Origin of the sequence: uncultured Pseudomonas sp. (assembly GCF_913777995.1) — a bacterium.
Taxonomy (GTDB): Bacteria; Pseudomonadota; Gammaproteobacteria; order Pseudomonadales; family Pseudomonadaceae; genus Aquipseudomonas.
In genome coordinates this window covers 38,645-63,659 of the sequence record NZ_CAJYVE010000052.1, presented here as the reverse complement: position 1 = coordinate 63,659, position 25,015 = coordinate 38,645, and the positions used below count along the sequence as shown (strand labels likewise).

Annotated in this window: 28 protein-coding genes and 1 tRNA gene; 17 read left to right on the top strand and 12 right to left on the bottom strand. The window is 64.2% G+C overall.

Annotated elements, in window-relative coordinates:
* The 6 genes from ispE to ychF all read left to right on the top strand — a co-directional run.
* The coding region (gene ispE / locus QZ497_RS21025) for a 4-(cytidine 5'-diphospho)-2-C-methyl-D-erythritol kinase (protein ID WP_295479140.1) at positions 1-729 on the top strand (729 nt) is incomplete at its 5' end.
* 25 nt (positions 730-754) lie between these two features.
* Positions 755-829: transfer RNA gene (locus QZ497_RS21020), tRNA-Gln, on the top strand.
* A gap of 41 nt (positions 830-870) precedes the next feature.
* Positions 871-1,812 carry a ribose-phosphate pyrophosphokinase gene (locus tag QZ497_RS21015; RefSeq protein WP_007161553.1) on the top strand — a complete coding sequence of 314 codons (942 nt, stop codon included), beginning with the start codon at positions 871-873 and terminating at the stop codon, positions 1,810-1,812.
* A gap of 122 nt (positions 1,813-1,934) precedes the next feature.
* Positions 1,935-2,558, top strand: coding sequence for a 50S ribosomal protein L25/general stress protein Ctc (locus QZ497_RS21010; protein WP_027602867.1), 624 nt, complete (start codon positions 1,935-1,937; stop codon positions 2,556-2,558).
* Positions 2,559-2,592: 34 nt separating this feature from the next.
* Positions 2,593-3,177, top strand: a complete 585-nt coding sequence (pth, locus tag QZ497_RS21005; protein WP_027602866.1) for an aminoacyl-tRNA hydrolase — start codon at positions 2,593-2,595, stop codon at positions 3,175-3,177.
* 42 nt (positions 3,178-3,219) lie between these two features.
* Positions 3,220-4,320, top strand: a complete 1,101-nt coding sequence (ychF, locus tag QZ497_RS21000) for a redox-regulated ATPase YchF (RefSeq protein WP_295479128.1) — start codon at positions 3,220-3,222, stop codon at positions 4,318-4,320.
* Positions 4,321-4,401: 81 nt separating this feature from the next.
* Here the strand turns inward: ychF and QZ497_RS20995 are convergent, their stop codons facing one another.
* Complete coding sequence (locus QZ497_RS20995; RefSeq protein ID WP_295479125.1) at positions 4,402-5,316, bottom strand: AraC family transcriptional regulator; 915 nt, start codon at positions 5,314-5,316, stop codon at positions 4,402-4,404.
* Between the two features lie 270 nt (positions 5,317-5,586).
* Between QZ497_RS20995 and QZ497_RS20990 the strand changes: the two genes are divergently transcribed.
* The 4 genes from QZ497_RS20990 (at position 5,587) to QZ497_RS20975 (ending at position 8,321) form a co-directional block, all read left to right on the top strand.
* Positions 5,587-6,321, top strand: a complete 735-nt coding sequence (locus QZ497_RS20990) for an SDR family oxidoreductase (protein WP_295479122.1) — start codon at positions 5,587-5,589, stop codon at positions 6,319-6,321.
* A gap of 209 nt (positions 6,322-6,530) precedes the next feature.
* Positions 6,531-6,893, top strand: a complete 363-nt coding sequence (locus QZ497_RS20985) for a type 1 fimbrial protein (RefSeq protein WP_295479119.1) — start codon at positions 6,531-6,533, stop codon at positions 6,891-6,893.
* Between the two features lie 469 nt (positions 6,894-7,362).
* Positions 7,363-7,617: a hypothetical protein gene (locus QZ497_RS20980; protein ID WP_295479117.1), complete on the top strand. Its 255-nt coding sequence runs from the start codon at positions 7,363-7,365 to the stop codon at positions 7,615-7,617.
* Between the two features lie 77 nt (positions 7,618-7,694).
* Positions 7,695-8,321 carry a pyridoxamine 5'-phosphate oxidase family protein gene (locus tag QZ497_RS20975; protein ID WP_295479112.1) on the top strand — a complete coding sequence of 209 codons (627 nt, stop codon included), beginning with the start codon at positions 7,695-7,697 and terminating at the stop codon, positions 8,319-8,321.
* 137 nt (positions 8,322-8,458) lie between these two features.
* Here QZ497_RS20975 and QZ497_RS20970 read toward each other — a convergent pair whose 3' ends face one another.
* Positions 8,459-8,746 (bottom strand): helix-turn-helix transcriptional regulator, encoded by a 288-nt coding sequence (locus QZ497_RS20970; RefSeq protein WP_295479109.1) that lies wholly within the window; start codon positions 8,744-8,746, stop codon positions 8,459-8,461.
* A gap of 128 nt (positions 8,747-8,874) precedes the next feature.
* Between QZ497_RS20970 and QZ497_RS20965 the strand changes: the two genes are divergently transcribed.
* The 6 genes from QZ497_RS20965 (at position 8,875) to QZ497_RS20940 (ending at position 13,853) form a co-directional block, all read left to right on the top strand.
* Positions 8,875-9,207: a hypothetical protein gene (locus tag QZ497_RS20965; RefSeq protein ID WP_295479106.1), complete on the top strand. Its 333-nt coding sequence runs from the start codon at positions 8,875-8,877 to the stop codon at positions 9,205-9,207.
* A 145-nt stretch (positions 9,208-9,352) separates the two neighbouring features.
* Positions 9,353-10,459 carry a saccharopine dehydrogenase NADP-binding domain-containing protein gene (locus QZ497_RS20960; RefSeq protein WP_295479103.1) on the top strand — a complete coding sequence of 369 codons (1,107 nt, stop codon included), beginning with the start codon at positions 9,353-9,355 and terminating at the stop codon, positions 10,457-10,459.
* Positions 10,456-10,926 carry a DUF2269 domain-containing protein gene (locus QZ497_RS20955; protein WP_295479100.1) on the top strand — a complete coding sequence of 157 codons (471 nt, stop codon included), beginning with the start codon at positions 10,456-10,458 and terminating at the stop codon, positions 10,924-10,926. Before QZ497_RS20960 ends, QZ497_RS20955 begins: the two co-directional genes overlap by 4 nt.
* Positions 10,927-11,094: 168 nt before the next feature.
* The gene (locus QZ497_RS20950) at positions 11,095-12,270 is read left to right on the top strand and encodes a hypothetical protein (protein ID WP_295479097.1); all 1,176 of its coding nucleotides are present in this window, start codon (positions 11,095-11,097) and stop codon (positions 12,268-12,270) included.
* Complete coding sequence (locus QZ497_RS20945; RefSeq protein ID WP_295479094.1) at positions 12,267-12,992, top strand: ferritin-like domain-containing protein; 726 nt, start codon at positions 12,267-12,269, stop codon at positions 12,990-12,992. Before QZ497_RS20950 ends, QZ497_RS20945 begins: the two co-directional genes overlap by 4 nt.
* Before the next feature lie 198 nt (positions 12,993-13,190).
* A complete protein-coding gene (locus tag QZ497_RS20940) occupies positions 13,191-13,853 on the top strand; it encodes a hypothetical protein (protein ID WP_295479091.1) in 663 nt (220 codons plus the stop codon).
* A gap of 51 nt (positions 13,854-13,904) precedes the next feature.
* Here QZ497_RS20940 and QZ497_RS20935 read toward each other — a convergent pair whose 3' ends face one another.
* Entirely contained in the window at positions 13,905-14,759 is an 855-nt protein-coding gene (locus tag QZ497_RS20935; RefSeq protein WP_295479089.1) for a hypothetical protein, read from the bottom strand.
* A gap of 242 nt (positions 14,760-15,001) precedes the next feature.
* Between QZ497_RS20935 and QZ497_RS20930 the strand changes: the two genes are divergently transcribed.
* The gene (locus QZ497_RS20930) at positions 15,002-15,397 is read left to right on the top strand and encodes a hypothetical protein (RefSeq protein ID WP_295479087.1); all 396 of its coding nucleotides are present in this window, start codon (positions 15,002-15,004) and stop codon (positions 15,395-15,397) included.
* 201 nt (positions 15,398-15,598) lie between these two features.
* Here the strand turns inward: QZ497_RS20930 and QZ497_RS20925 are convergent, their stop codons facing one another.
* The 9 genes from QZ497_RS20925 to QZ497_RS20885 are packed head-to-tail and all read right to left on the bottom strand — an operon-like array spanning position 15,599 to position 24,886.
* Entirely contained in the window at positions 15,599-16,192 is a 594-nt protein-coding gene (locus QZ497_RS20925) for a peroxidase-related enzyme (protein ID WP_295479085.1), read from the bottom strand.
* Entirely contained in the window at positions 16,189-16,701 is a 513-nt protein-coding gene (locus QZ497_RS20920; protein ID WP_295479082.1) for a CMD domain protein, read from the bottom strand. The genes QZ497_RS20925 and QZ497_RS20920 overlap by 4 nt, the downstream gene beginning before the upstream one ends.
* A complete protein-coding gene (locus QZ497_RS20915; protein WP_295479079.1) occupies positions 16,698-17,960 on the bottom strand; it encodes an acyl-CoA thioesterase/bile acid-CoA:amino acid N-acyltransferase family protein in 1,263 nt (420 codons plus the stop codon). Before QZ497_RS20915 ends, QZ497_RS20920 begins: the two co-directional genes overlap by 4 nt.
* Positions 17,957-19,549 carry an ABC transporter substrate-binding protein gene (locus QZ497_RS20910; protein WP_295479076.1) on the bottom strand — a complete coding sequence of 531 codons (1,593 nt, stop codon included), beginning with the start codon at positions 19,547-19,549 and terminating at the stop codon, positions 17,957-17,959. Before QZ497_RS20910 ends, QZ497_RS20915 begins: the two co-directional genes overlap by 4 nt.
* A gap of 14 nt (positions 19,550-19,563) precedes the next feature.
* Positions 19,564-20,571: an oligopeptide/dipeptide ABC transporter ATP-binding protein gene (locus tag QZ497_RS20905; RefSeq protein WP_295479073.1), complete on the bottom strand. Its 1,008-nt coding sequence runs from the start codon at positions 20,569-20,571 to the stop codon at positions 19,564-19,566.
* Positions 20,561-21,568, bottom strand: coding sequence for an ABC transporter ATP-binding protein (locus QZ497_RS20900; RefSeq protein WP_295479070.1), 1,008 nt, complete (start codon positions 21,566-21,568; stop codon positions 20,561-20,563). Before QZ497_RS20900 ends, QZ497_RS20905 begins: the two co-directional genes overlap by 11 nt.
* Positions 21,565-22,458, bottom strand: coding sequence for an ABC transporter permease (locus QZ497_RS20895; RefSeq protein WP_295479067.1), 894 nt, complete (start codon positions 22,456-22,458; stop codon positions 21,565-21,567). Before QZ497_RS20895 ends, QZ497_RS20900 begins: the two co-directional genes overlap by 4 nt.
* On the bottom strand, positions 22,455-23,429 hold the full coding sequence (locus QZ497_RS20890; protein WP_295479064.1) for an ABC transporter permease: 975 nt from the start codon (positions 23,427-23,429) through the stop codon (positions 22,455-22,457). The genes QZ497_RS20895 and QZ497_RS20890 overlap by 4 nt, the downstream gene beginning before the upstream one ends.
* Positions 23,426-24,886, bottom strand: a complete 1,461-nt coding sequence (locus tag QZ497_RS20885; protein WP_295479061.1) for an NAD(P)/FAD-dependent oxidoreductase — start codon at positions 24,884-24,886, stop codon at positions 23,426-23,428. Before QZ497_RS20885 ends, QZ497_RS20890 begins: the two co-directional genes overlap by 4 nt.
* Between the last annotated feature and the right edge of the window lie 129 nt (positions 24,887-25,015).

Sequence of the window (25,015 nt, the reverse complement as noted above, 5' to 3'; positions counted from 1 at the left end):
CTGGGCTTTGCCGGACGCGACGACGGCGAATTGCAGCTGCACGACGGCCTGCCGGGCGTCGCCCCCGAGCAGAATCTCATCCTGCGCGCCGCCCGGTTGCTGCAGCAGGAAAGCGGTACCCGGCAGGGCGCCGATCTCTGGCTGACCAAGCGGCTGCCCATGGGCGGCGGCATCGGCGGAGGCAGTTCGGATGCCGCCACCACCCTGCTCGGCCTGAATCACCTCTGGGGTCTGGGCGCCAGCCTCGACGACCTGGCGGCCCTGGGACTGCGCCTGGGCGCCGACGTACCGGTGTTCGTCCGTGGCCAGGCCGCCTTCGCCGAGGGCGTGGGCGAAAAGCTCACCCCGGTCGCACCGCCGGAACCCTGGTATCTCGTGGCCGTGCCGCAAGTCTCTGTAAGTACAGCAGAAATTTTTTCAGATCCGCTGTTGACACGGGACACTCCCGCCATTAAAGTTTGCGCCGTTCTCAAGTGGTCAGGTCGAAACGACTGCCAGAGTACGGTCGAAAGGCGTTACCCAGAAATTCGTAACGCTTTGATCTTGCTAAACAAATTTGTTTCAGCTAGATTAACCGGCACTGGAGGTTGCATATTTGGAAGCTTTCCAAATAAGACCGAAGCTGATACAGTAGCAAGCCAGCTACCAGCATCACTTCCAGGCTTCGTAGCCAAAGGCAGCAACACTTCCATGTTGCACCGGGCGCTAGCAAGTCTGACCAGAGAATGAGTACAGCTAGTACTCTGCAAGATACAGGGGCGTCGCCAAGCGGTAAGGCAGCAGGTTTTGATCCTGCCATGCGTTGGTTCGAATCCAGCCGCCCCTGCCATTTTCCTTCCAAGACCCACCTCAAGCCGCAGGAACTGCAGCGTGTCCAAGATGATGGTCTTCACGGGGAACGCCAACCCCGATCTGGCACGGCGCATCGTGCGCCAGCTGCACATCCCTCTCGGTGACGTCTCCGTCGGAAAATTCTCCGATGGCGAGATCAGCGTCGAAATCAACGAGAACGTTCGGGGCAAGGATGTCTTCATCATCCAGCCCACCTGCGAGCCGACCAACGACAACCTGATGGAACTGGTGGTGATGGCCGACGCCTTCCGCCGCTCCTCGGCCACTCGTATCACCGCAGTCATCCCCTATTTCGGCTATGCGCGCCAGGATCGCCGTCCGCGTTCCGCGCGCGTCGCCATCACCGCCAAGGTCGTGGCCGACATGCTGACCGTGGTGGGCATCAATCGGGTGCTCACCGTCGATCTGCACGCCGACCAGATCCAGGGTTTCTTCGATATTCCCGTGGACAACATCTACGGCTCCCCCGCCCTGGTGGATGACATCGAAGACCAGCGTTTCGAAAATCTGATGATCGTCTCCCCGGACATCGGCGGCGTGGTGCGTGCGCGTGCCGTGGCCAAGAGCCTGGGTGTGGACCTGGCGATCATCGACAAGCGTCGTCCCAAGGCCAACCAGTCGGAAGTGATGCACATCATCGGTGACATCCAGGACCGCACCTGCGTGCTGGTCGACGACATGGTCGATACCGCCGGCACCCTGTGCCACGCGGCCAAGGCCCTGAAGGAACACGGCGCCGCCAAGGTCCTGGCCTACTGCACCCACCCGGTGCTGTCGGGACGGGCCATCGAGAACATCGACAACTCCGTGCTGGACGAGCTGGTGGTGACCAACACCATTCCGCTGTCCGCCGCGGCCCAGGCCTGCAGCCGTATCCGCCAACTGGACATCGCGCCGGTGGTGGCCGAGGCGGTACGCCGGATCAGTAACGAAGAATCCATCAGCGCGATGTTCCGTTAAGGAACAGCCGCTCTGGAAGCGCCCCGGAAGGCCGTGACGGTCTACCGGGGCTTTTTAGTCGGTAGGGCCGTAGAACTGGTCGCAAGTCTCGGTCTGCCGATTCCTTATCCTGGAGATTCACAATGGTTGATTTCACTCTGAATGCCGAAGTGCGTTCCGACCTGGGGAAAGGTGCGAGCCGCCGCCTGCGTCGTAATGCCGGTAACGTTCCCGCCGTGATCTACGGTGGCGACAAGGCTCCGACCTCCATCACCCTGGTCGGCAAAGACCTGGCCAAGATGCTGGAAAGCGAAGCCGCTTTCGCCAGCGTCATCACCCTGAAGGTCGGTGGCAGCAACGAAAGCGTCCTGGTCAAGGCCCTGCAGCGTCATCCCTCCAAGGGCTACGTCATGCACGCTGACTTCCTGCGCGTCATCGCCGGCCAGAAGCTGACCGCCCACGTCCCCCTGCACTTCATGAACCAGGAAACCTCCGTGGGCGTGAAGCAGCAAGGTGGCGAGATCCTGCACACCATCAACGAAGTCGAAGTTTCCTGCCTGCCGAAAGACCTGCCGGAATTCATCGAAGTCGACATGGCCAAGGTCGAGCTGGACCAGATCGTTCACCTGAGCGACCTGAACGTCCCGGCTGGCGTCGAGCTGGTGTCCCTGGCCCACGGCAGCGATCTGCCGGTTGCCAGCATCCACATGCCGCGCATCCGTGAAGAAGCTGCTGACGGCGCTGCCGAAGAAGGCGCTGCCGAGTAAGTTCTCGCACGCCTGAAAGAGAAGGGCTCCTGACATGACTGCCGTCCAACTGATCGTCGGCCTGGGTAATCCGGGCCCCGAATACGACCAGACCCGGCACAATGCAGGGGCCCTTTTCGTTGAGCGGCTGGCAGCCGCCCAGGGCGCGAGCCTGGCTGTCGACCGCAAGTATCACGGCCTCGTGGGGCGCTTTCGCCACGCGGGCAACGATGTTCGTCTGCTCATCCCCACCACCTACATGAACCGCAGCGGCCAGGCCGTGGCGGCGCTCGCCGGCTTTTTCCGCATCCCGCCGGCGGCCATCCTGGTGGCCCATGACGAACTCGACCTGCCACCCGGCACCGCACGCCTCAAGACCGGCGGCGGCCACGGCGGGCACAACGGGCTGCGCGACATCATAGCCCAGCTCGGCAATCAGAACGGCTTCCAGCGCCTGCGCCTGGGCATCGGCCATCCGGGGCATGCCAGCCTGGTTTCCAACTTCGTGCTGGGCCGCGCACCGCGCAGCGAGCAGGACCTGCTCGACACCAGCATCGAGGCCGCCCTGGAGGTGGTACCGGCGCTGCTGGACGGCGACCTGACCCGCGCCATGCAACGCCTGCACAGCCGCAAGGCCTGACCTACCCTACCCTCTTCCTTTTCTTCCGCGAGGACACACACCATGGGATTCAATTGCGGCATCGTCGGCCTGCCCAACGTCGGCAAGTCCACCCTGTTCAATGCCCTGACCCAATCCGGTATCGCGGCGGAAAACTTCCCCTTCTGCACCATCGAGCCCAACAGCGGCATCGTGCCCATGCCCGATGCGCGACTGAACGCCCTGGCGGAGATCGTCAAACCCGAGCGGGTGATCCCCACCACCATGGAGTTCGTCGACATCGCCGGCCTGGTGGCGGGTGCCTCCAAGGGTGAAGGCCTGGGCAACAAGTTTCTCGCCAACATCCGCGAGACCGATGCCATCGCCCACGTGGTGCGCTGCTTTGAAGACGAGAACGTCATCCACGTGGCCAACTCGGTGGACCCCAAGCGGGACATCGAGGTGATCGACCTGGAGCTGATCTTCGCCGACCTCGACAGCTGCGAAAAGCAGCTGCAGCGCGTGACCCGCAACGCCAAGGGCGGTGACAAGGAAGCCCTGGCGCAAAAGGCCCTGCTGGAACAGCTGATTCCCCACTTCGAGGCCGGCAAGCCCGCCCGCAGCCTGATGAAGGGCCTGGACGAAGAGCAGAAGCGCCTGGTGCGCAGCTTCCACCTGCTGACCAGCAAGCCGGTGATGTACATCGCCAACGTTGCCGAAGACGGTTTCGACAACAACCCGTACCTGGATGTGGTCAAGGCCATCGCCGAAGAAGAAGGCGCCGTGGTGGTTGCCGTGTGCAACAAGATCGAAGCCGAGATCGCCGAGCTGGACGACGGCGAGGAGAAGGACGAATTCCTCGAGGCCCTGGGCCTGGAAGAGCCGGGCCTGAACCGCGTGATCCGCGCCGGTTACGAACTGCTCAACCTGCAGACCTACTTCACCGCCGGTGTCGAAGAAGTGCGCGCCTGGACCGTACGTGTCGGCGCCACCGCGCCACAGGCCGCTGGCGTGATCCACACCGACTTCGAGAAAGGCTTCATCCGCGCCGAGTGCGTGGCCTATGACGACTTCATCCAGTACAAGGGTGAAGCCGGCGCCAAGGAAGCCGGCAAATGGCGTCTGGAAGGCAAGGATTACATCGTCAAGGACGGTGACGTGCTGCACTTCCGCTTCAACGTTTGACGGCTGGCGTGATTCGCCACGCTGCCTGAGCGCAATCGACAACCCCCTTGCTCGCCTGGCGACAAGGGGGTTTGTGGTTTTTCAGGCCCGCGAAACCCGACCGATATCCCTGGAGGGCGGGCAGCCGAACTGCCGGCTGTACTCACGGCTGAACTGCGACGGGCTCTCGTAGCCTACCCGGTAGCAGGCGCTGGCCACGTCCAATCCTTCCGCCAGCAGCAGGCGCCGGGCCTCCTGCAGGCGCAGCTGTTTCTGGTACTGCAACGGACTCATGGCAGTGACCGCCTTGAAATGGTGATGCAGGGTAGAACTGCCAAGGTTGGCGACGCGGGCCAGTTCCTCGATGCGCAGCGGTTGGGTGTAGTGCCTGTTCAACCAGTCGATGGCTCGCGTCACCCTGCGGCTTTGCGAGTCACCCAGGGCCAGCTCATACAGACGGCGGCCATGCACGCCGCGCAGCAGGCGGTAGTGCAGTTCGCGCAGCGCCAGGGGCGCCAGCATGCCGATGTCGCGTGGGCTATCCAGCAGGCGCACCAGGCGCACCATGGTTTCCAGCAGCGACACATCGATCCGTTCCAGAAACAGCCCCCGCTCAGGCTCGTCCGGCACCGCCGCCGGCGGCGTATCGGCGATCACCTGGGCGATGTCGGTGGGTTCGAAATCCAGGCGAATGCACAGGTACGGCGCTTCGGGGCTGGCCTCCAGCACCCGCCCGGAGACCGGCAGGGTCACCGACACCACCAGATAGGTGAGCGGATCGTAGTGGTAGTGCTCGTCTCCCAGACCCACTTCCTTCAGGCCTTGCACGATCAGGCATAGCGCCGGCTTGTGCACGGTGTGGATGATCGGCGAAGGCGCATCGCAGCGGATGACATGCAAGGGCGCGATGGCGGTCTCGTAGGTGCCCGGCGCGGTGAAGCGTCGGGTCAGGGCACGCACCAGCTCGGCCCGGTACAGGGCAGTGGTCTGCTGGAGGAAGCTATCGTCTTGCTGCATTTCAAGGCTCTCCTGCGGGCTCGATCTGGTCGCGAGCAAGCTTGCGCCAGCAGAGCCCGTGAGCGACTCATTGATCGGTATGGCAACCAGTCCCGATGCTACACCAGCCCGGCGGCCCTACACGGCCCCCAGACACGAATAGGCAAGTGTCGCGCAGGTTTTGGCACGCGAGAGCCCGCCCGCTGCCCTTAACCTTTCGACGTACCCGACAGCAGCGCCCCAGACCGCTGGGCGTCGCTGAACCTCAATGCTCAAGCAGGAGAAACGGACATGTCGAACATCGAAAATAAAGTCGTATTGATCACCGGCGCAAGCAGCGGCATCGGGGAAGCGGCTGCCCGGCTGATCGCAGCGCGCGGCGCACATGTCGTGCTCGGCGCACGCCGCACCGATCGTCTGCAGCGCCTGGTGGCCGAGATCCGCAGCGCCGGTGGCTCGGCCAGCGCCTGTGCGCTGGACGTCACCGACCTGGCCTCGATGCAGGCGTTCGTGGCCCTGGCCAAGGACCAGCATGGCCAGGTGGACGTGATCATCAACAACGCCGGGGTGATGCCCCTGTCGCCACTGGCCTCGTTGAAGGTCGATGAATGGAACCGCATGCTCGACGTCAACGTGCGCGGTGTGCTGCATGGCATCGCCGCCGTGCTGCCAGGCATGCAGGCACAGGGGCATGGCCAGGTGATCAACATCGCCTCGATCGGCGCGCATGCCGTGTCGCCGACAGCGGCGGTGTACTGCGCCACCAAGTACGCGGTACGCGCCATTTCCGACGGCTTGCGCCAGGAGACCGACACGATCCGCGTCACGGTGGTCAGCCCAGGGGTGACCGAATCCGAGCTGGCCGACTCGATTTCCGATGAAGCCGGCCGCGAAGAAATGAAAGCCTTCCGCCGCATCGCCATAGGTGCCGATGCCATCGCCAGGGCGCTGGTCTACGCCATCGAGCAGCCAGCCGACGTCGATGTCAGCGAAATCATCGTGCGACCTACGGCCAGCCCGCACTGAGCCACATAACGCCTGACCAGGCTGTATTGGGCCTGATGCTCAGCACTGCCCAAGGCCGGCTGGTGGGAGCCAAGCAGACAGTAATGGCCTGGAAAGGCGACAGACGAGCCTGCCTGGCTAAAAGCTCGTCGGCCAGCACCCGTCGCGTTTCAGATAATCACTCGGCGAGCCGATACCCAGGAGAGTGATCTTTTTCAGGAGTCAGCCACATGAAATGGACCCTATTCGGACTCGGCCTCGCCACCTTTTCCAGCCTCGCCTCGGTGTGCCTGGCCGCTCCCCCTGTCGGCCAAGGCGCGCTCCGCTTCAGCGGCAGCGTCGTCGAGGCATCGTGCTCGGCGTCGTCCTCGGCCGTCGGCTGGCGCCTGGACGGCTGCCCGGCACAGGTCCGCCCGCCGGACATCCATGTGCAGCAGATGGATGCCGTCGCCCTGAACGCCCCATCGGTGAAGGTCAAACTGATCGCCAGTGACACGCAAGGCCGCCAATACAGTCAGCACTACGTGCTGGTCAGCGACAAGGGCGAGCCTGTGACCCGCGGCAACTACCTGATTACACTCACGGCCCCCTGAAAGGCCAGTGCCTGCCAGCGTCGACTCAGCGCCTGATTGCCAAACGACCAGGGGAGCGAGCCCGCTCGCTCTCACCCTTGCGGCGCCCTGGCGTGGCGCCATGAGCCTGCGACGAACACCGCAGCGCCAGCCGTGGGAAATGATTGCAGGACGCCTCCCTTTCTCTTGCGCGACTTTTCCGAGAGAATCCCGACCGCTTGCGCCTGTCGATTCGGGTTACTAGGCTGCCTGGCGTCGCTGCACATTCAGCGACCGGACTTGGCCGTCCGCTTCAGACTCGGGCGCTCAGCGTTCCATGCACCAACCGGCAATGTTCTGCATTCTGGATGGCGTCATGGCGGCTGTGCGTGGGACACATTCGTGTGTGCCGGATGCCTGAGTCTCCGGTCGGCCAACCCGCGCACAGTTGCCTCCCTCGTCTACTTGGCCGTGATGAGACTGGCACTCCATTCGACTCAGGAGTATCACCATGATCAGAAAACTCGTCCCCGACCCTCCCCTGCCCACCACCTTCGAGTCCCAGCTGGCCCAGGTCTGCGACCTGCTGCGCTGCGCCAACGCCACGGTCTACGAGTGCGGCGACAACCTGCACGGCACGGCTCGTGACCTGGCGATGGCCTCCTCGCACCTGATCGTGCAGGCCCAGGGGGTGGTGGATCAATTGCTCGACCGCCTGCCACTGAACGTTCCAGAAACCGAGCTGCGGCCCCACTTGCAACGCTGAAGCAGGCGACGCTGGCCTCTAGTCGACCGGGCACGTTAGGATGACCCGTCCTCTTAACGCCCCGGCAGGAGCCCAGGATGCAACAGCACGAAGACCACCACGTGAACACGCTCGAAGCGCTGGAGGCCCTGTATGGCCCGGTCGCTCGTCCTTCCATGGTCAAGGAAGTGGACTATCTGCATGCGGCTTACCGCCCGTTCATCGAGGCAGCCTCCTTCGTAGTGCTCGCCTCTTCCGGGCCCGGCGGCCTGGACGCGTCACCCCGCGGCGACCAGGCGGGCTTCGTGCACATCGAAGACGACAAGACCCTGTTGCTGCCCGACCGGCGCGGCAACAACCGCCTCGACTCGTTGCGCAACATCGTGCAGGACCCCAGGGTCGCCCTGCTGTTTCTCATCCCCGGCATCGGCGAGACCCTGCGGGTCAATGGTGCGGCGCAGATCAGCGTGCAGCCTGACCTGCTGCAGCGCTTCAGCGTGAACGGCCAGGCACCCCGCAGCGTGCTGCGCATTACCGTGAGCAGCGTGTATTTTCAGTGCAGCCGCGCGGTGATCCGCGCCGGGCTGTGGGACATCGAGCGGCAGCTGGAACGCAGTGCGCTGCCAACACCCGGTCAGATCCTCAAAGCCGTGTCCGCCGACGAAATCGATGGCCAGGCCTATGACGCCGCCTTGCCAGGACGGATTGCCAGCACGCTTTATTAAGCGTGCGTGAACCATTGAATCGATGTAGCGCAGCTGTTACTTAACCGATCTAATCAGTGCCCTTCATTTAACTGCGTCACACACCGAAGTTGAATCGAATGCCGATAGTTGTGCAAAAGGGCTTATCTATTATTCGGTTACTTCACCTTTAATACGCGCCGAGTTTCCCGCTGGGCCAGAAAGCCGAGAATTTCTTCCGGGCTATGCCCTCGGTGTTTCGCATAACAGACCAACAACAACTCCAATGGATGGATACCCATCCGGGTCGCGAGCTGATCGAGTTTTTCCAAGGTCGGGCTTTTCAAGCCTCGTTCGATCTCGGAAAGGTAAGTTCTACCACTGACGCCGACGAAGTCTTCCTGGGTCAGGCCTTTGGCTTCTCTGATCTCTTTCAGTGCGGCACCGACAGCCTTGCTCAGCTTCATAGCGCCACCCTTTACAAAAGAAAGGGTTTTCGCTTGAATGCATGCCATAGCACTACACGCTATAGCATTCTAAGACAAGGATTTATTTCTCAAGCCCGATAACAAGATGCCGCAGGGAGCACTAACTGATGATTTCTAAGGAAATTAATGGGCGCGAACCAGGCAACTTATATTCACTGCAGGCCGCCATCGAAGACTTTGCATGTTTGACGAGCAGCCTGGAAAACGAACACGACCTTCGCACCGAAATCATCCAACTGCTGCACCGATATGCAGCACACGGCAGCCAGACGACAGCACACCTCGCCGACCACACTCAAGGACTCACCAGTGAAGCCCATGAACGTGCCCTGAAGGCCATGGCACGCCTGTTCGTGGAGTGCGCCAACATTTCCCTAGAACAGGCACTAGCCACCAAGCGTCGACGCCTGTTCGGCATCGACTATTCCCTTCGCGACTGAAGCGGTGCGCAGCGAGTCGTCCAGACCCAGGCCACCAGGCGTTGTTCCTCGCCAGACACGCCGCCTCAGGCGCGACCGCCGTTCACCATTGCGCGAGCGCAGCGCGATTCACCACAATAGCCGCCGAATATCAGAGGAGTCAGGCATGTCCTTCAGGGTTCTGGTCGTTGGCGGCTACGGTAATTTCGGCAGAATCGTGTGCCGCCACCTAGCTGCTGTCGAAGGCATCGAACTGTACGCGGCCGGTCGCGACGCCACGCGTCTGGCCGCCCTGGCGCAGCGCTTCGAGCTGCAGACCTGGTGCGGCGATGCCCAGGCGCCGGGCTTCGCTGAAGCTCTGCGACAGCTGGGCATCGACCTGGTCATCCACACCGGTGGGCCGTTCCAGGGCCAGCCCTACCGGGTGGCGGAGCAATGCATCGAGGCCGGTGTGCACTATTGCGACCTGGCCGACTGCCGCACCTTCGTCAATGGCATCCAGGTGCTTGATGCTCCGGCCCGGGCCGCCGGCGTGGCGGTGCTCAGCGGCTGCAGTTCGGTGCCCAGCCTGTCGGCGGCCTTGCTCGATGAACAGCGCCAGCGTTTTGCGCGCATCGACCGAATCGAACACGGCATTTCCTCATCGGCGAAAATGCCCGGCCTGGCCACCGTGGAAGGTGTACTGGCCTACGCCGGCCAACCGATCCTGCAGCGCCGCGACGGGCAACCCCACGCGGTGCCCGGCTGGCTGGGCCTGCAGCGTCGGCACTTGCCGGGCCTTGGCTGGCGCTGGCTGGCCAACGTCGACGTACCGGACATGGACCTGTTCGGCGAACGCTACGGCGCCCGAGACCTGGTGTTCAAGGCCGGCCCTGGCCTGATGCCGGGCGCCCTGGCCAATGCCCTGCTGGCCCAGGCGCGGCGCCTGGGACTGATCGCCGACCCGGCGCCCTGGGCCCGGCGCCTGCACCGGCTGGGCGTGGCTTGCGAACGCTTCGGTGACGGCCTCAGCGCGCTGTACCTGGAGGTGCGGGGTGTGGATCACAACCAATTGCCGCTTCGCCTCGACATTCAACTCACGGCTGCCCGCGACAAGGGGCCGGAAATTCCCGCCTGTGCCTCGGTGGCCCTGGCCCGCAAGCTGGCCGACGGCTACCGACCAAAGCCGGGCGCCCGCCCCTGCGTCGGTGAGATCAGCGTGGCCGAGTACCTGGCCGCCATCGATGCCCCCGATGACATTCACCTCCGAGTGCGCTATCAGGGCGGCGCATGAGCTACCTGTACCTCAAGTACCTGCACGTCATCGCCGCCGTGTTCCTGTTCGGCTTCGGCATGGGCTCGTACCTGTACCTGATTGCCGCGCAACGTACCGGCAATGCCCTGGTGGTTGCCCAGGTGGCCCGCCAGGTGGTGCGCTTCGATAACTGGATCACCACCCCGGCCGGCGTGCTGCAGCTGGGCACCGGCCTGGGCATGCTGCACCTGGTCGGCATGCCGCCGGCCCTGCCCTGGCTGCGCGACGCGCTGATCCTGTTCGTCGGTGTCGGCCTGCTCTGGCTACCAGTGCTGGTACTGCAGAAACGCATGCAGCGGGTCGCCGAGCAGGCAGCAGTACAGGGCCAGAGCTTGCCCGCCGACTGGTCACGCCTTTATCGGCCGTGGTTCTGGCTGGGCGTTGTGGGCTTCGCCGGAATGTTCCTCATCGTCTGGATGATGGTCAGCAAGCAAGGGCTGTTCTAGACACACCGCAACCGGGGGGGTGACAGACCACCGCCTGCCAGCCCGGCCCTGCCCGGTCACCACCCGTCGCCGCCACGGAAACCCACGCCGTCATTCCAGTCGACCGTATACGGGGTGTTGTCACGCCGTTCGAGAGCACTCCGTATCCCTGATGACGGAGACCATCCGATGAACACAATCGACAACCTGCTGGACAACAAGGGTGTGCCACTGGAGAAACAGTCGTTCACCTGGCGGGAGCTGGCCGGCAAGCCGATCAGCAAACTGGATGACGATGCCTTCACCCGCGTGCGGGTGATCCTGATGAACGGCGTCGAGGCCGACACCCTGCGCCTCAAGCACATCGGTGCGCGGCTCAACAAGGAACTGCGCCTGCCACTGGCCCAGGTGCGGCGTGTCGAGCACCACCAGATGACCGCGATCAACTGGCTGCTCTCGGCCGACCATTCGCCCCTGGAAACCACCGTGGCCTACGAACAGGTGGCCATCGAAGTGACTGCCGCCGTGGCCCAGAACGAACCTGACCCGTACCAGGCACAGACCTACCGCTTCGGCCTGCTCGAAGACTTCGACCACCTGTACCGCTACTCGGCGATGCTCGACCGCCTGGAGGGCAAGGACGCCAATACCATCCTGCAGGGCTACACCGATCTGGTGCCGGGCCGCCCGACCAGCGAGCACCACCGCGCGCCGGAAGACGACCTGCGCGAGCACTACAGCAAGGACAGTGCCGCGCTGATCACCAAGCTGCACGCCGCGCTGATCACCGCCGCCGAATACCAGACCCACGACTACTACATGAACATCGGCCCGCTGTTCGCCGACCCGGTGGCCCGCGCGCTGTACGCGGAAATCGCCTCGGTGGAGGAGCAGCACGTCACCCAGTACGGCTCGCTGCAGGACCCTGGCGAGAGCTTCCTGGAGAAGTGGCTGATTCATGAGGCCATGGAGGTGTACGCCTACGCCAGTTGCCACGCCCAAGAGGAAAACCCGCGCATCAAGGGCCTGTGGGAACGCTTCGTCGACTACGAACTGGGGCACCTGAACCTGGCCTGCGAGCTGTTCAAGCAGCACCAACGTCGCGACCCCGCCGAAGTGCTGGCCGGGCAGTTGCCGGCGATGATCGACTTCAAGAGCCAGCGTGACTTCGTGCGCGAGACCCTGGCCCAGGAAGTCGACCTGCGTGCCCATGGCATCGACTACGTGCCGAAAGACCAGGAGAACCAGGCCTCGCTGGAGTACCGTGCGCGGCTCAACAGTGCCGGCGTGCCGGCCAACATCGTCTCGGCCGGCTACACCTGGCGGCCGGGCTCGGAACTCAATGTGAAGGGAGAACAGCCATGAGCGACGCGCAAGTCAGCACAGGCATGAATCGCACCGGTGCGCAGATGTCGCCCGAAGACGTTCAGGCCCAGGATGAAGCGACCCGGCACTTTCCGGCCGATGTGCCCGGTGATGTCGGCCAGTACACCGAAGCACGCCAGCGCGCCATTCTCGACGCCGACCCGCTCGGCTCGGTGGCACCGCCTGGCTCGACCAAGGGCATGCTGAAGAACACCTTCGACAAGATGCTCGGCAAGAATCCTCAGGTGCTGCTGGACAAGCTGGGCGAGCGGCTGGCCTTCGAGCGCGCCGGCGTGCGCCTGTACGAAGCCATGATCGCCAAGGCCACTTCGGCACAGGGCGCAGACCCGTCGCTGGTCAGCACCCTGCGGGAAATCCAGGCTCAGGAGCTGGAGCACATGAATATCGTGCGCGACGCCATCGAAACCCTCGGCGCCGACCCCACCAGCGTCACCCCGTGCGCCGACCTGGTCGGGGTCAAGGCGATGGGTATCCTGCAGGTGCTTACCGACCCGCGCACCACGCTGTCACAGTCGCTGAGCGCGATTCTCACCATCGAGCTGGAAGACAACGCGGCCTGGTCGCTGCTGGTCGAGCTGTGCAACCACGGCGGCCACCCGATGATCGCCGATCGCTTCGAACAAGCGCAGCAACAGGAGGAAATGCATCTGACCATGATCCGTGGCGCGGTACGCCAGGACCTGTTCGAGCAGTTGAGTTGAACCAAGCCGGCCCCGGCGAGCGGGACGGGGCCAGGCTGCGAGCGCTTTGAATGCCGACACCCGGGCAAAAACGCTCCGCACACTGTGACGCTGCCCACAACCGATCAACACTTCAGAAAAGCCCTACGAGATGTTCAGGATGAGTTTCGCAAGGCACGGCCGTTAGCCGTAACGAGCCCACCCGAAGAGTCATCGACCATGAACATCACCTCTGCGACCTTTCCCTGCATCGTCACCCTGCCCATGCCGAAAGCGGCTGTGCAAGCCACCGATGGGCCGACACTTGAAGCCAGCGAAACGCCAGGACGCGTGAAGGCCAGCCGAGAGGCGGGGCCTGCGCTGGACATGGTAAGTCTTGCTTACCAATGCCGCTCTTCTGCAGAAGAATGTCCGATCAGCGATGAGGAACTTTATCTGTGGAAGCTGAAAGCCTCTTCTCAGATAGAGCTTGAGATCCAGCAATGCCACCACTCCAAAATCCGCAACGAGCTGAACATCGTCAGACCAGACCTCGCGAACAAGCCTTTCAGCTATACCCTGGGCGCTGACGGACAGCTAAAAATACTTGACCCAAATCAGTCGTTAAATGAAGGCGAGTTGAACTACCTGACCGAACTGTTCAACGCTCACAATGGCTTTAAAGACAGCGTAATCCGCCATGCTGAAATAGCTATCGCCCTGGTGCATAACGATGAGGTCTTCGGCGGTCAATACGAATTGAACCTGGGGAACATCGAAAACACGCTCGATTATGGAAAGCTGATCGCGGCCAAGCCGGAAAAGAGGTACGAAGCGTTCGTGATGCAGGTCCTGGAAAAGGGCGAGAAGCGTGAACAGCCTTTGGTCGATGTGATGGTCTGATCTCAGGCAATCGCTCTGGTGAGACAGATCAGCAGAGCGATTGCCAGAAGGTCAATTTTTCGACCAGTTGATCAACCAGCGTTTACAAATGTGTCCGAAAAAGAAGGTATGAGGTTTGTCAGCAATCGCTCCCGGCAAGAAATTCACTGCTTGATAAACTCCGACTTTGTACCGAGTTGCCCATGTGTTCCGCCCGCCATTCACATGAACGAACGGCTCGGCATACACGCCACCTTCGCAAGCGTTGAAGCGTATGAGCTCTTTCACCTTTCCGTCCCGGTCAGAAAGGTAAAACTCCGTAGTTTCCTTGAGTTCAACATTGGGCAGGAACGTAAACGCAACCACGCCCCCCTCCAGAGGATGTCCCTTGTTATCGGTGAAGGTCACATCAAGCATCGCCTCGGTAAGCGCCTGTGTGGCAAGAAATTCTGGCTTGGTACGTCCGTGAGGAATAGGCAGGAAATCTTTCTGATGATGAAAGTCGTAACGCATGTGCGGATACGAACCGAATACCAGGTTGTAACTGATGGTTTGTGGCTGAACGCCGTCGACCGCCAGTACCTTGACTTCAACGGTGGCGCCAACGGCCAGACCCTGAAGCTTCTGAGGTCCGCTGCCGCTTTTTGCCTTCCATTCACCGCTGTCGATTCGGTATTCAAGGCGCCATTGCTGTCCGTACGTGACAGAATTCAACGTCGTTAATAATACGTCCTGTCCGCGCAGTGCCGTGAAGCGGTAATGATGTACTGCGTGCGGGTTCTCCAGTTCACCGCTGAGAAAGTGAACACGATCCTCCAGCACCGTTGCCTGATCGGTATTTTCAACCGCGGCCGTTTGTGCGAATGCCGGGAGTAGGCAGGCGGTCAATAAGCACGCCAACAGTCCTTTCAAATAATGGGTTTTCATCCCTGTAAAGCCTCGTTCGTTACTGGATTAAGTCTTTGTATTTCTGGATCAACTCCAGAAACACGGCGGACGTAATCACTCGATATTCGAGCGTTCAATAGCGCGGGATTAAATCGGAAATGTCCTACTTATAAACCGGGTTCAGCAGACTTCGACACACATCACTGCGCAACCAAAAGCCGTCTCATGGGTCTATGGAGCGAAGATTTACCGGCACTGAACAAGCCAGGGAACGACGCACGATGAAGTGGATGAACCTGTCATGGCTGGCACTGGCCAGTATCGGCTTGGCGGGCTGCCAGAACGTCAGGATGCCGTGGGAGCCGGAGCCTACCGTGCACCAGCGCGGCTACCATGCCGGTTGCGCGGCCAAGCGCGGGGTCGAGTACGACGAGAACGCGGGGCGCGACCTGCCACAGGACCAGCAACAGGAATTTGCCGCCGGTTTTTCCGAGGGTTATGCCCTGTGCGACCCGAACATGGACCTACGCCCCTGGATCAGCAACCCGCCGATGCCGACGCTGCCTTCGGAGGAATCGCGCTATCCAAAGACGCCTTGGGAGCTGGAGAGAAAACAGAAGGAAGAGTGCAACGACGAGCACCGGCTGTGCTTCCCGCCACCGCCCAATACCCCCTGATGCCAGCCCCCTCATCTTGTGGCCGGTAGCGTGTTGTGCAGGTTTTCCCGAACCTGTTGGAGCTTGCTCGCGATGGCTTCGTCACGTTCACAGCCAATGCAGCGGCCTTGCCAGCTTTTCGCGAGCAAGCTCGCCCCAACAAAAGCCGGCAGGCACGTAATTGAACAGTTGCGGCCAGAACCCTAGCGACCGCTCTCGGCGTCAGGCTGACTCTGGCGAGTAGACCGGGTCGCCAAGGTTGAGCATCAGGCGGTTGGCCCAGGCGAAGATGGCCACGGCCTGGATCAGGTCGAGGATTTCACCGTCGTTGAGGCCGACGTCACGCAGCGGCTGCAAGTGCTCGGGGCCGATGGCGCCGGGGTCGAGGGTCAGCTCGATGGAGAAGCGGATGATCGCCTGCTCGCGCGGGTTGCCGCCTGCCGTGGCCGGGTCGGCGAAGATTTCGGCGACCACTTCGTTACGCTTGGCCAGTTGCTCGAAACGCTGGGCATGCACCGAGGCGCAGTACACGCAGTGGTTGACCCGCGACACCACGGTGCTGGCCAGTTCGCGCTCGTAGCGTGGCAGGCCGCCGGGGGCGTACATGATGGCGTTGAACACCAGCGAGCGCTGGCGCAGCACTTCGGGCTGATGGATGAGGGTCAGGTAGTACTCGCTGGTCATCGCCTTGGGGTGGCTTTCCTTGAGCACTTCCAATTGTTCCGGGCTGGCCTGCTCCGGGTCGACGATCGGCAGCCAGGAGGCCCAGCCGAGGGTTTCGTTGGTGAAGCCGTTGTCGCGGATGATCTGGCTCATTGGGCGGCTCCCAGGGCTTGCAGGGCGGCGAGGCCGGCGGTCAGCCGGACCTGATAGGAAATGAAGGCGATCAACTGCGCCAGGGTGACGGCGTCCAGCGGGCTCAGCCCAGCCTCGCGCAGGGCATCGAGGGCAGCGCGGTCGCCCTCCTTCGGCGCCAGGATCAGCGTACGGGTATAGCCCAGCACACGGCGCAGCAGCAGGTCGTCGATGGCGGCCAGGTGGTCTTGCTCCACGGCGGCGAGCAGCACGGCAGCGGTGTTCAGCTCGACCAGGCGCTGGCGATAGTACGCCGCCAGTTGCGCCTGACGGCTCAACAGGCTGCCGTACAGCGCCACCAGCAGGCGGGTCTCGACGCTCAGGCTGCCGGGCAGGTCGGCGGCGAACAACAGTTCATGGCTGGCCTGGGTGGCCAGGGTGACTTTGCTGCGTGCCTGGCGAACTTCGCGCAGGTGGCTGTCCGCTTGCAGCACCAGGCTGTCGATCAGATCGTTGGCAGGGGAACTCATGGGTGGGTCTCCAGGCTTGCCTGGCGCGCGGCCACGGCGTCTTGCAGGAATTGACGGACGCCCTGCCAGGAGCCTTGGTTGGCTTCGGCATTGGCGGCGGGCGTGCCGTCCTGGCTGTAGGTGGACGGAATGAATGGCAACAGGATGCTATGCCCGGCCTGCGGGAAATCCAGGTGCTGCACCGGCCAGGGGTGCTCGAACTGCGCCAGGCGCTCGCTGACCATGCGCGAGAACAGGTCGGACGGCCAGGCGGCATCGTCGCCGGCAGACAGCAACAGCACCGGACCCTGGATCTTCTCCACCGCAATGCGCGCACGCGCCACGGCTTCGGGGTCATCTAGGGCGCTGAGCATCGACAGCGCATTGCGCTGCCCGGCATCACGGGCCTGCCAGCTGGCGGTGCGGTTGTCGTTCCACAGGTGCACCAGCGGCTGGCCGCGGTACAGCCAGGCCGGGCCGTCGCGGCCCACGACGGGGTCGGCCGCCGCCTGGCCACCGTGGACCAAGGCGCTGGGCACGTAGCCGATCACCGCCGAGACTTTCTCGGGGAACAGGCTGGCGAGCAGCAGCACCAGCTCGCCGCCACGCGACTGGCCGCTCAGGGCGACGAAGTCGTGGGCTGGCCGCACTTCACGGCGCAACCAGTCCAGGCCCCGCTCGAAGTACTCCAGCGGGGTGTTGGAGATGTAGTCCGACAGGCCTGGTGCCTTGAAGTAACCCAGCGCCAGCGCCGCATAGCCACGCGAAGCGTAGAGCGCCGCCCGTGGCTCGTTGATGCCGCCGCCGGAGCCGTTGAGCACCATCACCGCCGGATGCGGCCCTGGGCCGGCGGGCAGGAACAGCGTGCCCACCAGGCCGTCTTCACGTACCTCGTGACGGCTCACGCCCGCGCCGGCCAGGTACTGCGTCAGGGTGGCCGCCACCTCGCTGCCATCCAGGGTGATATGCGTCTGCAGTGGCTGCAGAAGGTCATCCGGGAACACCGCAGCACTGGCCGGCTGGCCCTCGGGCTTCTGGCTCCACAGCAGACCCAGGGCGCTGACACCCTGGTAGTCGCCGGCCACCGGCGCATCACGCTGCAGGTCCACGCGGCCCTGTGCATCGGCGACGAACTGCGCCCGGCTGATCCAGCCCACGCCGTGGCCGCGCCGGGTGCGGGCGGTCAGGGTGATGCGCTGCCCCGGCGCCAGCCCCACGACCCGGACGTGTCGTGGCTCGTCGAGCAGACCGCTGGCCGGACTGACGCTCAGTTCGATCAAGGCTTGGCTCCGCCGGCCGGCTCTTCGCTGACCATTAGCGCGGCGGTGCGGTCGCTGAGCCATGGCACGACTTTCAGACCCGTACGGGCGGCCCAGATGTTCTGGTAGTGGAACAGCGGCAGGATGCCAACGTCGTCACTGACGCGCTTGACCGAATCACGCAGGATGGCTTCGCGCTTGGCGTTGTCGAATTCTGCAGTGGCCTTTTCCAGGTCGCGGTCGACCTCAGGGTTGCTGTAGCGGCCCCAGTTGGACATGCCCAGGCCCTTGCCGGCATCCGCCGTGGCGAGGATGTTGGTCAGGCCGTAGCTGGCTTCACCCGTGCCGTTGCCCCAGGCAATCACGCTGATGGCGAACTCGTTCTTGTTGGCACGGCTGGCGTACACCGACCATGGCACCACCTGCAGGTCGACCTTGATGCCGATGCGCGCCCAGAACTGCGCCACCGCCTGCATGGCCTCCGGGGCCTGCGGGTAGCGGTCGCCCGGTACATGGACGCTCAGCTGGAACCCTTCCGGATAACCCGCCTCGGCGAGCAGGGCCTTGGCCTTCTTGGCGTCGAAGGGGATGTCCTTGACGTCGGGGTTGTAGCCAAAGGTGTTGGCCGGCATCCATTGGTTGGCCTCGGTGACGGTGTTCTGCAGGATGCGCTCGACGATGGCCTTGCGGTTGATCGCCAGCGACAGAGCCTCGCGCACCCGCACGTCACGCAGCGGGTTCTGCGCCAGTGGCTTGCCGGCGTTGTCGCGGATGAATTCGTTGGGGCCTTCGCGGAAGCTTGGCTGGATGATCAGCGCCCGCAGGCCAGGGTAGGCGAAGACTTTCACACCTGGCGTCTTGCCGAGTTTCTGCACGTCGCTGGGCGAAACCTTGTCGATCACGTCCACGTCACCGGCCAGCAGCGCGGCGGTGCGCCCGGCTGGGTTGGGAACGTAGCGGTAGTCGACCTTGGCCCAGGCCGGCTTCGGTCCCCAGTAGCCATCGTTGCGCTCGAACAGCGCGCGGTCACCCTGCGCGTAGGACACCAGCTTGTACGGACCGGTACCCACCGCTGCCTTGCCGCTGCTGTAATCCTCACTGCTGGCGCCCGCGCCCACATGGCGGCTGACCAGGTAGATCGTGTCGACGTTGTCGACCAGCAAGGGGTTGGGCACCTTGGTCTTGATCACCACGGTATGCGCATCCTGGGCGCTGATGCTCTCGACGGTGCGCAGGCCGGCGGCATAGGACGCCACGCTGCCCGGCACGTTGCGCGCCCGCTCCACGGAAAACACCACATCGTCGGCGGTGAACGGCTTGCCGTCCTGCCACTTCACGTCGTCACGCAAGTGCAGCACCCAGGTCAGCGGGTCTTTGGTTTCCCAGCTTTTGGTCAGGCCCGGATGCAGGCCGTCGTCACGACGCTGCACGATCGATTCGAAATTGTGCAGGGCGATGGAGCGGTCACCGGCGTGGTTGTTCAGTTGCGGATCGAGGGACGACACCGGGTCGGCGTAGGCGATGCGCAGGGTCTTGTCGGCGTCAGCGGCCACGGCATGCCCTGCGCTCAGCAGGGCCAGGGTCAATGCACTGGTCAGTAAGGGTTTCAAGGAGCGGTCCTCATTCATACGGCGTGATTGAGATGGCAAGCGCTGAAGTGCCCCGGCGCCACCTGTTGCAGAGGGGGCGCCTGCTCGCGGCAGCGCGCACTGGCATACGGACAACGGGGGTGAAAATGACAACCCGACGGCGGCGCCAGGGGGCTGGGCATCTCCCCCTGGATCGGCGTGTACTGGCTGCGACGCTGCTCGAAGCGCGGAATCTGCGCCAGCAAGGCCTGGGTGTAGGGATGGTTGGGGCGGGCGAACAGGTCTTCGACCGTGGCCTGCTCCACCACCCGCCCCAGGTACATGACCACCACGCGGTCGCACAGGTGCTCGACCACGCCCAGGTCATGGCTGATGAACAGATAGGTCAGGCCCAGTTGCTCGCGCAGGTCCATGAACAGGTTGAGGATCTGCGCCTGGATCGACACGTCCAGTGCCGCCACCGATTCGTCGCACACCAGCACCTCGGGCTGTACCGCCAGGGCCCGGGCAATGCCGATGCGTTGGCGCTGGCCACCGCTGAACTGATGCGCGTAACGCAGGCGCAGGGCCGGGTCGAGGCCGGCGCGTTGCAGCTGGGTGCTGACGTAGTCGTCGAACCCGGCACGATCGGTCAGGCCTTGCAGGCGTGCGCCCTCGCCCACGATGCGGTCGATGCGCAGGCGCGGGTTGAGGCTCGAGTAGGGGTCCTGGAAGATCATCTGCACCTTCAGGCGCGCCGCCTTGCGCTCGGCAGCCGGACGTTGCTCCAGGGTCTGTCCGTCGAACAGCACCTGACCGCGGGTCGGCGCATTGAGGCCAGCGGCGATGCGCCCGAGGGTGGACTTGCCACACCCGGACTCACCGACAAGCCCCACCACCTCACCGCGCCGAATGCTCAGGTCTACGCTGTCTACGGCGCGGGTTAGCGCCGGTGGCCGGGCCAGGCCAAGGCGCTGCAGCGCACGTCCGGCGATGCCCGGCTGGCCGGAAGAGAACTCCTTGCTGACCTGTTGCAATTCGATCAAGGGAATATCACCGGGCATGCTGTTCTCCTGCACGGGTGCCGGGGTGGAAGCAGCGCACGCTGCGCCCGCCGGCCAGCAGCTCCAGCGGCGGCTCGGCCTGGCAGGCCTGGCTGGCACGCGGGCAACGCGGGGCGAAGGCACAGCCGGACGGCAGATTGCCCAGCGACGGCGCCAGGCCGGGAATCTGGCGCAGGCGTTCGCCGCGCTTGTTGCGGCTCGGCAGGCTGTCGATCAGGCCCTGGGTATAGGGGTGTTGCGGGTTGTCCAGCAAGGCGTCCACCGGCCCCTGCTCGACGATGCGCCCGGCGTACATCACCGCCACTTCGTCAGCCAGGCCGGCGACCACCGACAGGTCGTGGGTGATCCACACCAGCGAGGTGCCCTGCTCGCGCACCAGCTTCTGCACCTCGGCAAGAATCTGCGCCTGGATGGTGACGTCCAGCGCGGTGGTGGGTTCGTCGGCGATGATCAGGTCCGGCCGGTGCAACAGGGCGATGGCAATCGCCACCCGCTGGCGCATGCCGCCAGACAACTGATGCGGGTAGGCACGCAGGCGCTCTTCGGGGCTGGCGATACCCATCGCCGCCAGGGTGCTGCGCGCCAGTTCTCGGGCCTCGGCCTGGCTGACCCGGCGGTGGGCACGCACCGCCTCGATCATCTGCGTATCGACACGCAGCACCGGATTGAGGGTCATCATCGGGTCCTGGAAGATCATCGCCAGGCGGTCACCCTGCAGCTCGCGCAGCTCACGCGGCTTGAGCTGACGCAGGTCGCGGCCCTGGAACAGGATCTCGCCGGCGGTGATGCGCCCCGGCTTGTCGAGCAGACCGAGGATGGAAAAGCCGGTGACCGACTTGCCCGAGCCGGACTCGCCGACCAGGCCGAGAATCCGCCCCGGCTGCAAGGTCAGCGACAGGTCGCGCACCGCCGGCAGCAGGCCGTCGCGGGTCTGGAAGGCGGCGCTCAGGCCGCGCACGTCGAGGGTGGCCGGCAATACTTGAGGGGCGCTGGTCATGCCTGCAACCTCGGGTTGAGTACGTCACGCAGGCGGTCGCCCACCAGATTGATGGCCACGATGGTCAGCAGCAGGGCGCAGCCGGGGAACACGCTGATCCAGTATTCGTCGCCGAGCATGTACTGGAAGCCGTTGGCAATCAGCAGACCCAGCGAGGGTTCGGTAATCGGCACGCCCAGGCCGAGGAACGACAGGGTCGCTTCCAGGGTAATGGCCCGGGCAATCTGCAGGGCGCCGATGACGATCAGCGGCGGCAGGCAGTTGGGCAGGATGTGCCCGAGCAGGATGCGTACCCGGTCGATGCCCTGGCCACGGGCGGCCTCGACGTATTCGCGGCGGCTTTCCACCAGCGCCTGGCCCCGCGCGGTGCGTGCGTAGTAGGCCCACTCCAGCACCACCAGGGTGAGCATCACGTTGCCCACCCCCTTGCCCAGCCAGGCCAGGATCATCAGCGCCATGAGAATGCCGGGAAATGACAACAGCATGTCGACCAGGCGCATCAGCAGCGCATCCACCCAGCCACCGGCGTAGGCGGCCACCAGGCCGATCACCGTGCCAACCACGGCGGCGATCAGTGCCGAGCCCAGGCCCACCACCAGGCTGATGCGCAGGCCGTAGGCAATCGCCGAATACAGGTCACGGCCCTGGCCATCGGTGCCCAGCCAGTAGGTGAACGCGCCACTGGAGCTTTCGCTGCCCGGCGGCAAGCGGGCATCGAGCACATCCAGCTGCATCAGGTCGTAAGGGTTCTGCGGGGTGATCCACGGCGCCAGCAGGGCCAGCAGCGCCACCCCCAGCAACAGCGCCAGGCCCAGCAGGGCCGATGGCGCACGGAAGAAGTCACCCAGGGCACGCCGCCAGGGCGACGCGATCGATACGGCACGGCTCATCGCGCAGCCTCCAGACGAACCCGCGGGTCGAGCACGCGGTACAGGACATCGACGATCAGGTTGAGGGTGACGAAGATCACCACCACGATCATCAGGTAGGCCACCACCACCGGCCGGTCGAGGTTATTGATGCTGTCGAGGATCAGCTTGCCGGAACCGGGCCAGGCAAAGATGTTTTCGGTGACCACCGCATAGGCGATGGTCGAGCCCAGTTCCAGGCCGAGCACGGTGACCAGCGGGATCAGGGTGTTGCGCAGCACGTGCATGAGCACCACGCGCAGCGGCGAAAGGCCCTTGGCGCGGGCGAAGCGCACGAAGTCCTGGGGGAGGATCTCGCGCACCCCGGCGCGGGTCAGGCGCAGGATCAGCGAGACCTTGAACAGCGCCAGGTTCAGCGCCGGCAGCAGCAGGTGCTGCCAGCCGTCGAGGGTCAGCCACGACCACTGGATACCCAGCAGCTCGCGGGTCTCGCCGCGACCGCTGGCCGGCAGCCAGCCCAGGTGCACCGAGAAGAACAGCACCAGCATCAGCGCCACCCAGAACGACGGCAGCGAGAAACCGATGATGCTGGTGGCCATGAGCATTTTCGACACCGGGTGGTCCGGGTACAGGCCAGCGAACAACCCCAGCGGCACGCCGATCAGCACCGCCAGCAGCAAGGCCACCAGCGCCAGCTCGAAAGTCGCCGGCAGGCGCTGCAGCACCAGTTGCAGGGCGTCTTCGTGATGCACGTAGCTCTTGCCCAGGTGCCCGTCCAGCGCGCCCCCGACGAAATGCAGGTACTGCTGCCACAGTGGCTGGTCGAGGCCCAGACGGGCGATGGCCGCGGCGCGTTCGGCCTGGTTGAGGTCTTCACCGATGAGGATGTCCAGCGGGTTGCCGATGGCATTCAGACCGACGAACACGATCAGCGACATCAGCACCAGCACCAGAGCGGCCTGGCCGATACGGCGCAGCAGCCAGCCGGTCACGTGCGCCGCTCCGTATCGCGCAGTTCGCCGGGCTGCCATTCGTCACCCAGCAGTTCCGGTTCATCGTAGCGCTGCATATCGGCGAAATGCCGTTCGATGTCTTCGTTGAACAGTTGCCCGGCCAGGCCCTGGGCGATGCGTTTGGCGCCGTCGCTGATCGCCGGAATGTCGCCAGACACGCCGCCGTAGGTCAGCGCCGCCGGGTAGTTGAAGCAGTGGATGCGCTCCAGCCCCGGGCAGGCGCCCGGCTCGCGTGGCAGGAATTCGAACAGCGGCCCCAGGTCGGGCAGTTGCGCTGCCTCGCTGTCGAGCTTGTCGGCCGGCAATGGAAAACGCTCCGACCAGCGACGGATGTGCGGGGCGAAGGGAGCGAACTCCGGGCGTTGGTCCAGGTCGGTGCGAAAGCCGGTGGCGAAGACGATGAAGTCGTAGACCAGGTTGGCCTGCGAGGTGCGCACGTGCAGCTGCCCTTGCTCGTCCAGGTGCACCGCTTCCAGGGCATTGCCCAGCAACAGCCGGGCATTGGCGTGCCGGGCCACGCGCAGGGTACTGCCACGCGGCGGCGGGGTCTGCTGCTGGTTGAGGTACTCGCGGATCTGCCATTTCCAGGCATCGGGCAGGCGCCAGTAGCCATGGGTCATGCCGGGGCTGCCCGCGCCCTTGCCCTTGTTGATGCGCGGCAGTTCGCGGCGACGCACCAGCATGTCCACCGAGGCAGCACCCGCTTCCAGTGCCGTGCCGGCGGCGTCCATGGCCGAGGCACCACCCCCGATCACCGCCACCCGTTTGCCGGTGAACCACGCGTCTTGCAGGCCATCGGCCGAATGCGCCCAGTACTGGCGTGGCAAGTGCAGTGCCAGGTCCGGCACCCAGGGGCCGCCCATGCCATCGCGCCCAGTGGCCAGCACGACGTGCCTGGCCAGGTGTTCCTGCTGGCCGTCCGGGGTTTCCACCCGCAGGCGCACGAAGCCATCGCCGGTGGGCTGCACACTGGCGATGCGCTGGCGGTTGCGCACGTCCAGCCCCATCACCTGGCGATACCAGCGCAGGTACTCGGCCCATTGCAGGCGCGGAATCTTGTCCAGCGCCTGCCACTGTTCCAGGCCGAACTGCGCCTGAAACCAGGCCCGGAAAGTCAGTGCAGGCAACCCCAGTGCCGGGCCGGCCAGTTGCTTGGGCGAGCGCAGGGTTTCCATGCGCGCGGTGGTCGCCCACGGCCCTTCGAAGCCCGGCTCGGCTTGGTCGAACAGCACACTGCGCACCCCCAGATGGCGCAGCTCGGCAGCAGCGGCCATGCCGGCCATGCCGGCGCCGACGATGGCGACGTCGAGCAACTCGGTGTCGCCATGGCGGTGGGTCTTGACCCAGGGTTGGGCGGGCAGGCCGAGCCATTCCAGGTCTTCGCGCAAGCGTGCCTCAAGGGCCGGCAAGCCGATGGGGGTATGGGTATCAGGCATGGGTGTGCAGTCTCGATGAAGGTGGAAAGATGGCCTCGTGACTGAAGGCGTCGGCCCCACGCACGAAAAGCATGACCTGGGTCATACCATCCGCTTTTCAAATACTAAAAGCTATTCAATTTGTCATAC